The organism is Daejeonella sp. (assembly GCF_044348475.1).
Lineage (GTDB): Bacteria > Bacteroidota > Bacteroidia > Sphingobacteriales > Sphingobacteriaceae > Daejeonella.
The window spans coordinates 1-6,699 of record NZ_JBIKSU010000087.1; the positions used below are offsets into that span (position 1 = coordinate 1).

Annotated in this window: 5 protein-coding genes and 2 pseudogenes; all 7 read right to left on the reverse strand. The window is 35.7% G+C overall.

The features are described from left to right. A pseudogene (locus ACIQZ6_RS11015) lies at positions 1-257 on the reverse strand (hypothetical protein); the annotation flags it as partial. A gap of 54 nt (positions 258-311) precedes the next feature. Further along, positions 312-1,688: an L-alanine-DL-glutamate epimerase gene (locus ACIQZ6_RS11020; RefSeq protein ID WP_395811050.1), complete on the reverse strand. Its 1,377-nt coding sequence runs from the start codon at positions 1,686-1,688 to the stop codon at positions 312-314. A gap of 32 nt (positions 1,689-1,720) precedes the next feature. Continuing rightward, complete coding sequence (locus ACIQZ6_RS11025) at positions 1,721-2,788, reverse strand: dihydrodipicolinate synthase family protein (protein WP_395811052.1); 1,068 nt, start codon at positions 2,786-2,788, stop codon at positions 1,721-1,723. Between the two features lie 28 nt (positions 2,789-2,816). Beyond that, positions 2,817-3,833: an NAD-dependent epimerase/dehydratase family protein gene (locus tag ACIQZ6_RS11030; RefSeq protein ID WP_395811054.1), complete on the reverse strand. Its 1,017-nt coding sequence runs from the start codon at positions 3,831-3,833 to the stop codon at positions 2,817-2,819. Positions 3,834-3,870: 37 nt separating this feature from the next. Continuing rightward, complete coding sequence (locus tag ACIQZ6_RS11035) at positions 3,871-5,268, reverse strand: putative oxidoreductase C-terminal domain-containing protein (protein ID WP_395811056.1); 1,398 nt, start codon at positions 5,266-5,268, stop codon at positions 3,871-3,873. A 10-nt stretch (positions 5,269-5,278) separates the two neighbouring features. Then, a complete protein-coding gene (locus ACIQZ6_RS11040) occupies positions 5,279-5,989 on the reverse strand; it encodes a DUF1080 domain-containing protein (protein WP_395811058.1) in 711 nt (236 codons plus the stop codon). A 121-nt stretch (positions 5,990-6,110) separates the two neighbouring features. Continuing rightward, positions 6,111-6,699 (reverse strand): annotated as a pseudogene (locus ACIQZ6_RS11045) (hypothetical protein); the annotation flags it as partial.

Sequence of the window (6,699 nt, forward strand, 5' to 3'; positions counted from 1 at the left end):
TCCATCGATGGCCCCTTCTCTCCTAATTGAAGCGCTTCATTAACAATTTCTAGTCGAGATCCAGGTTTAGTGATTAAGAGATTATGACTCATATCATCACTATTACTGAAGATTAGCTTTACCTTTTGACCTGGTTTTACATGGAACCTTACTTGATCAAATTGCAGCCCAACCAGTACATTTATTTTTACAATGGTTACTGTGTCTGTAATCTGATTGGCAAAAAGCTGCTTAACTGAAAATATAAGTAAAGTCAACACTATTATTTTCTTGTAAGGCTTCATCTTCAAAATCTTGACTGATAATTGCAATTAAAACATATTTTCATAATGCTCTGAAGATTCAAAAATTCCACCACTTCTTTGATAAAAATCGGGAATAAGTTCAAAAACTCCATTTTTTGCTTTCATCCATGGAGCATGTGCTCCAGGATGATAGCCAAGCATATTATTCCAATTTACATAGTTCATATCGCCATTGGTTTCCATTAAACCCATATTAATACCAGGGAAAGGAGCCAAATGCCCAGCTAAATTTTTATGCCAATCAATAAGTATTGGGTTTACTGTTAAATCGGCGCAAAGGCAAGGAATATTTCTTTCTGCAGCGAGCTTCGCAATTTTAACAGATAAACTCAAGGTTTTAGCAATTCCTTTCAATACCAGAACATTATAGCCAAGATCTAACCTATTGAGTGCAGATTCTTCGTCATGAATGCTCTCATCAGCGGCAATAAGAACACCCACATCAGAAACATTTTCTTGATTAGATTCATTTAATGGTTCTTCAATGAGTAATATTTGTTCAAAAGCACCTATCTTTTTAGCATGATCCAAGTATTTAAGGAGGCTTTCCTTTTTCTCATATCGGGCATTAGCATCCATTGTATAGATCAGTTTACCGTTAATAGTATGATTGGTACGAAGATCTTTTAGTGTATGATGTATTAAACTAAGCCTTTCCATATCAGCTTTTAACATTTCAGACTGGGTTCCAGGTGATCCAGTTTTGACTTTAAATACAAAATATCCTTTTTTAGCTGCCTCTAAGAGATCTTGCATCGGCATCCCATATGGAATTTGATACATAATAGCAATTTTATCATTTCGATGTGAGAGAGCTTCTTTAAATGGCCCAGGAATCATCTTCTCAAAGCTATTGTAGTTATTTTCAGCAGCATAAACTAACCAGGCTGCATTATCAACACTCACTAGAGCATTATAAACAAAATTGATATTTAGATCAGATTTTCCTGTAATCCTTTTGCCTTCCAAAATTACTTCTGGCAATATTTTATCCAAAAGATCAACAGGAGTATAAAAAGATGTTTGTTTGACTAGATCTAGAGCCTTAGTGGTAAGAGCATGCATCATTGAATTGCCTTTGGATTCTGAATGCAAGGAAAACAGGTCAGCATCGCCATAAAGAACACTTTGAGTAGCTATTCCTGTTTTTGAAATACCTGAAGCAGTAGTCATATTTGATGCTGTCTGCCAAAGTTCAGTTAAATAACCACCTTTAAACCCAAATGGACGGATAAGTTTTTCACGCTCATAGACACAAGCAGAATTAACAATTCTTATCTTTTTTTTACCAAATAATGAACTGGCATTCACTAAGGGTGAATCAAATGCACTTAATGCAGTTAAAAGACCAGCTCCTTTTACAAATTTTCTTCTGTCCATCATGGGTTGACCCTAAAGCCATTAAAGGTCTATACTTAAAATTCTGAAAGCAGCAATTGCTTCACAAATTCATCGTCAATTAAATGTGGGTAGGCCGCACAAACCCGATCAATTTCTTCCATTTGTCCTGCAGAAAGTTCTTCATTTGGATTCAAGCACCAACGTCCTTCAAGCAATCCTTGTCTTCTTAACACTTCATGAATACCAGGAATACAGCCATGGAAACTATTTGCCGAATCAAAGATGGCAGCGTTCATATCAGTTACTTCAATTCCTTTAGTGAGTAATTCAGCAATACCTGTATTGTTATTAGCTTTACATTGCTTTACTTCATTCAGTAATTCTACTGCACTTTTTGTCCATACCGCCCAATGTCCAAGCAAACCTCCCACAAATTCCTTTTCTACTTTCTTACCTTTAATATCAAAGCTGTATTTGGTCAATAGATCAGGAATGATATTATCATCATTGCCAGTATAAAGATCTATTTCATTACATCTAGAAGATGTACAAACTGCTCTAACTACATCCAATGTTTGATATCGGTTAAATGCTGCAACTTTTATTGCTTCTATATTTTTGATCTCGGCAAATTCCTGCCAGAAATCATATGTAAAAATTCGTCCGCCAACAGATGGTTGAAGATAAAAACCAATGATAGGCATCACTGCAGCAACATCCCGAACACGCTGAAGAATATCCTTTTCAGTCCAGCTCTGTAGTCCACCCATACTAAGCAAACCTAAATCATACCCATATTTCAATGCAATTTCAGCTTCACTCACTGCCTGAGCAGTAGGTCCACAAAGTCCAGAAACCTTAATAAAAGGCCTGCAATCGTGATTTGCAGAATCTAGTTCATCTGATACAACTTTTAAAACAGTCTCAAATAAATTAATTTTAGGGTCTCTGATCTCAAATTGTGTGGAATGAACTGCAACAGCAAGCCCTCCGGCACCTGTTGCCAGATAATACCGTGCAAGCTGCCGCTGCCTAGGCTCATCAAACTTGCGTAATGAATTAAGAGCCAGTGGAATTGCAGGAATAACGGTACCATTATGCAATACACTTTTTAGTGTAGGATCTAATGTTTTTGCTGACATATTTATAATCTAAAAAAAATCTTTTAATCTAAAACTGGCCTTTTCTTTCCTGAAAATGTGTTGGCTTATTAATAGTCTTTCCACCAGCATGAAGCCATGCTACGGTCATCTCGATCATATCGCGAACAGTTACCCTAGGATATCCAAAAAGTTTGTGTGCTTTTGATGCATTACTTAATAAAGCAGTAGGCTGAACTTCGTTTTCAAAAATTGGTTCTTTTCCAAGCAACATTCCAAATTGTTCTGCCAACCATTTTAAAGATAAAGTTTCTGGGCCTGTCACGTTTAAAATATTTGCTGGAACATCGCAATGTAATAATGAACGGATGGCAATTTCATTGGCATCTCCTTGCCAGATCACATTTACATTACCTGTTGTAAGGTCTATGGATCTTCCCTCATTTACAGATTTGGCAATTTCGAGCATTACTCCATAGCGAAGGTCGATTGCATAATTAAGTCTGTAGATGAGTGTTGGAATAGAATACCTTTCTGAGAAATATTGAAAAATACGTTCTCTACCCAAGCATGACTGCCCATATTCTCCAACAGGAGCAGGAAGATGCTCTTCAGATAATCCACCAGAGTTTATTGGAGTAAAAGGATAAATATTTCCAGTAGAGAATGCTACAATTCGTGAATTTTTATAACGCTCAGCAACACGGCCAGGAAGGTATGAATTCATTGCCCAGGTAAAAGGTTCTTTACCAGTAGTTCCAAATTTGGTGCCTGCCAAATAAATGATATTTTTTGCCTCAGGACAAGCGGCTAGATCTTTCTCATTAAGCAGATCTGCAGAAATTGTTTCAATTCCATCTGCTTCAAGTTCTTCGCGCGTTCCAGCTTCAGAAAATCTGGATATTCCAATGATGCGTTTATCAATCCCAGCGCGAACAATTGCCTTTCTAGCTAATTTTGCCATGCTGGGGCCCATTTTACCACCCACACCTAAAAGAATTATATCACCTTCAATTTTACTTATATCAGAAATCAAAGCTTCTGATGGTTTTAATAATTCTTGTTCTAATGCTTCTAATTCAGTCATTTTAGGATTTTAATATTAAAATTTATTAATTATTTTCTTATTTGCTTTTTGCCATAGCCGCAGCCTGGGTGGTCGTATAATATTTTGCGAGCATATTGGGAATCTCCCATGCGGGAAGTTCACCAATTTTTAAATACCCAAGATAGTTTTTTACAACTTCAGCAAAATGTTCTTCATGCGGAACTTTATACTGCTCAGGAATAAGTAATTCCCATAAATTTCCAGCTTTAACAATCGATACACCTGGAAATTTAATTTGCAAACGGGCAATTGCCGCTTGAAGGTCATTTACTGAAGATGACTTTGAAATTTCAAGATAAACTACAGGTTTATAATTTTGTTCTTTACCTTGCTTGATCAGTATATTAGCTTTGGTTCCACGCATCTTGGCAAAGTGAGTATCTCCTGTTCCTTCTGGAGCCTCAAAATTCCATTTAATTCCAACCCTAGCATGAACATTCTTTAATGTATAATTCATTTCACCATTAGACATTACATTCAGGGTGCCGTTCTTTACATATTTTGACAAATATTCAGGATAATTATCTTTGAGCGTTGACCTTTTAAATTGTTCCAAACTAAGTGAAGTTGACCATTCTTTTGCAGAGATCATTTTAATATCAGTTTTGTAATCAAGTGCAACATCAGGAAAAGATGTCCACTGAATCAGATCTACCATATGGGTGGTAATATCTACAAGGCCGCGACCCTCCTGTTCAATATCAAAGAACCATGCCGGTCTTACTAAGGGTTTACCAGAAACATTCTTATAAAAATGGTGCACACTTTCTTGCATAACCGCAGGATTGTCAGGTGTACCTTTTTCTAATTGACCAAAAAATAAAGTATCCTGACTTAGCGCACGTTGAAGTACATAATAAATATTGAAACGTTCGGTCATGATATCGTATAAAAGCACTTTTTTATCTTTAGAAACTGTAAATGCTTTTTCAAGAGAATTAAAACCTTTCTGATCTATAGCCAAAGGTTTATCTGCAAGTACATTTAAGCCAGAATCAATTGATCTGCTGATATATGAGCTCTTACTTTTATTATTCCCAGATAGGATGACCACATTACCAGCCTTTTCACTGAACATCTTATCTAGGTAATCAGGACCTTTATAAATCTCATGTTTCCAAGTGGTCGGATTTTCTGCGCGAGCATTATAACTATCAACCAGTTTTAGATGATTTTCAAGTTCAGAGCCATCAGGTGCATATACATGAACCACAGAATCTATATCCGCATACATCGACTTTTGTAATAAAGCAGCATGAAAATGCCCAGGGTCAAGTGTTATAATACGTACCTTTTGATCATTCTTTTTCATTTCATGAGGTATATTCTGACAACTATTGAATGAAAATAAAAGAATAGTTAAATTAAAAATAAGAATAGAAGTTTTAAGAAAGGAGTTTTTTATCTGGTACATTATTTTGATGTTATAATTCACGAATTTCTATATTTTTAAAATAGGCTTTGTTTCCATGATCCTGTAATCCGATACGGCCTACTTTTGACATTCCATAATCAGGATAATCTTTCCATTTTCCTTCTGTTTTTCTTTTGGTCCAATCTTTATTCCAGGCTTTAAAATTAACTATTCTGATCTCATTCAGCCAATGTTCTACTTTCCCCTTCTTAAAAACTATTCTGCTGGTATTCCACTCTCCGATAGGTTTTAACTGTTTGCTTTGAGCAGGAGAATACATCCCATAATTAGCGCCAGTTTTCTGTGAATCTTCAAGCTTTGCAGGATAATTAATATCATCAATAATCTGGTATTCTGGAGCAGTCTCAATTGCTCTTTTGTATTTAGGATCTTCAATTACCTGATAAAATATGCCACTATTACTTCCCTTATTCACTTTCCACTCCCACCTTAATTCAAAATCAGCAAAAGATTGATCCGTAAATATATCGCCTGATCCGCTTGGTCCTTTGCCTCCAAGACATACCAAAGAACCATCTTCAACTTTCCAGGTTTTAATTTCGCCAGTATTATTAAAAAGATGCCATCCATTGAGAGATTTCCCATCAAAAATACTATACCATACCCCTTTTGGTTTATTTGGCAGATCATTCGGCACAACATCTGCATGAACACAAAAAGTAATACCAATCAAAGAAACTAGTACTAGAAATTTAATCATTTAACTATAGCGTTAACGTACACGTAAATATATATTATTAAATTTTATTAAAAACCTATAAACAAATAACTAATTTTCACGCTGAACAAAGCTGAACATTCTGATAATTTTAAAACATCAACTAATTAGATTTTTTAATTTGACCATTTTTATCAGCGAGTTTAAATACCTCATTTAAAATCCGGCTCTCAACTCCTACCTGCCATTTTGAAGGCAAACCATACACCGTATGTGCCGCTTCACCTTCATATCCTCCTTCTTTCAATACTGTTGATGATGGTACATAAGACATCACATCGTTTGAATAGCCATACACAAAAGTATCTTCACCCAGCATTTGTTTGATTTTTATACCATATTCAACCAAAAGTTCACCACCCAAGCTCACTAATGGTAAATTTCCGATTGACCATACTTGTACCGGATAAGGATAAGATGTTATTAATTTTTCTCCAGCCTTAATTTTATTTAGAAATCGCTGAGCCCACCGCTTTTGATAAGCAACACCACCAGTATTATTGACAATTTTAGTTAATTCTGCCTCTGTCGGGCTACTTGCAAGTGGTAAGTCTAGTTCTGAATAACTTGTGATTAAATTTGAAGGTAGTTTACGCATATCTTCTTCCAAAACACGATCAACAGCTGCTGCCAGTTCTCTTCCGTATTGTTTGGCTAGAGGTACTGTATGTCTTGGTAAAGGATTTTGGTCG

What these genes read in the sequence shown, in the direction of transcription:
- ACIQZ6_RS11020 (WP_395811050.1), bottom strand. Translation starts at nt 1,688, where the DNA reads ATGATGGACAGAAGAAAATTTGTAAAAGGAGCTGGTCTTTTAACTGCA.
- ACIQZ6_RS11025 (WP_395811052.1), bottom strand. Translation starts at nt 2,788, where the DNA reads ATGTCAGCAAAAACATTAGATCCTACACTAAAAAGTGTATTGCATAAT.
- ACIQZ6_RS11030 (WP_395811054.1), bottom strand. Translation starts at nt 3,833, where the DNA reads ATGACTGAATTAGAAGCATTAGAACAAGAATTATTAAAACCATCAGAA.
- ACIQZ6_RS11035 (WP_395811056.1), bottom strand. Translation starts at nt 5,268, where the DNA reads ATGTACCAGATAAAAAACTCCTTTCTTAAAACTTCTATTCTTATTTTT.
- ACIQZ6_RS11040 (WP_395811058.1), bottom strand. Translation starts at nt 5,989, where the DNA reads ATGATTAAATTTCTAGTACTAGTTTCTTTGATTGGTATTACTTTTTGT.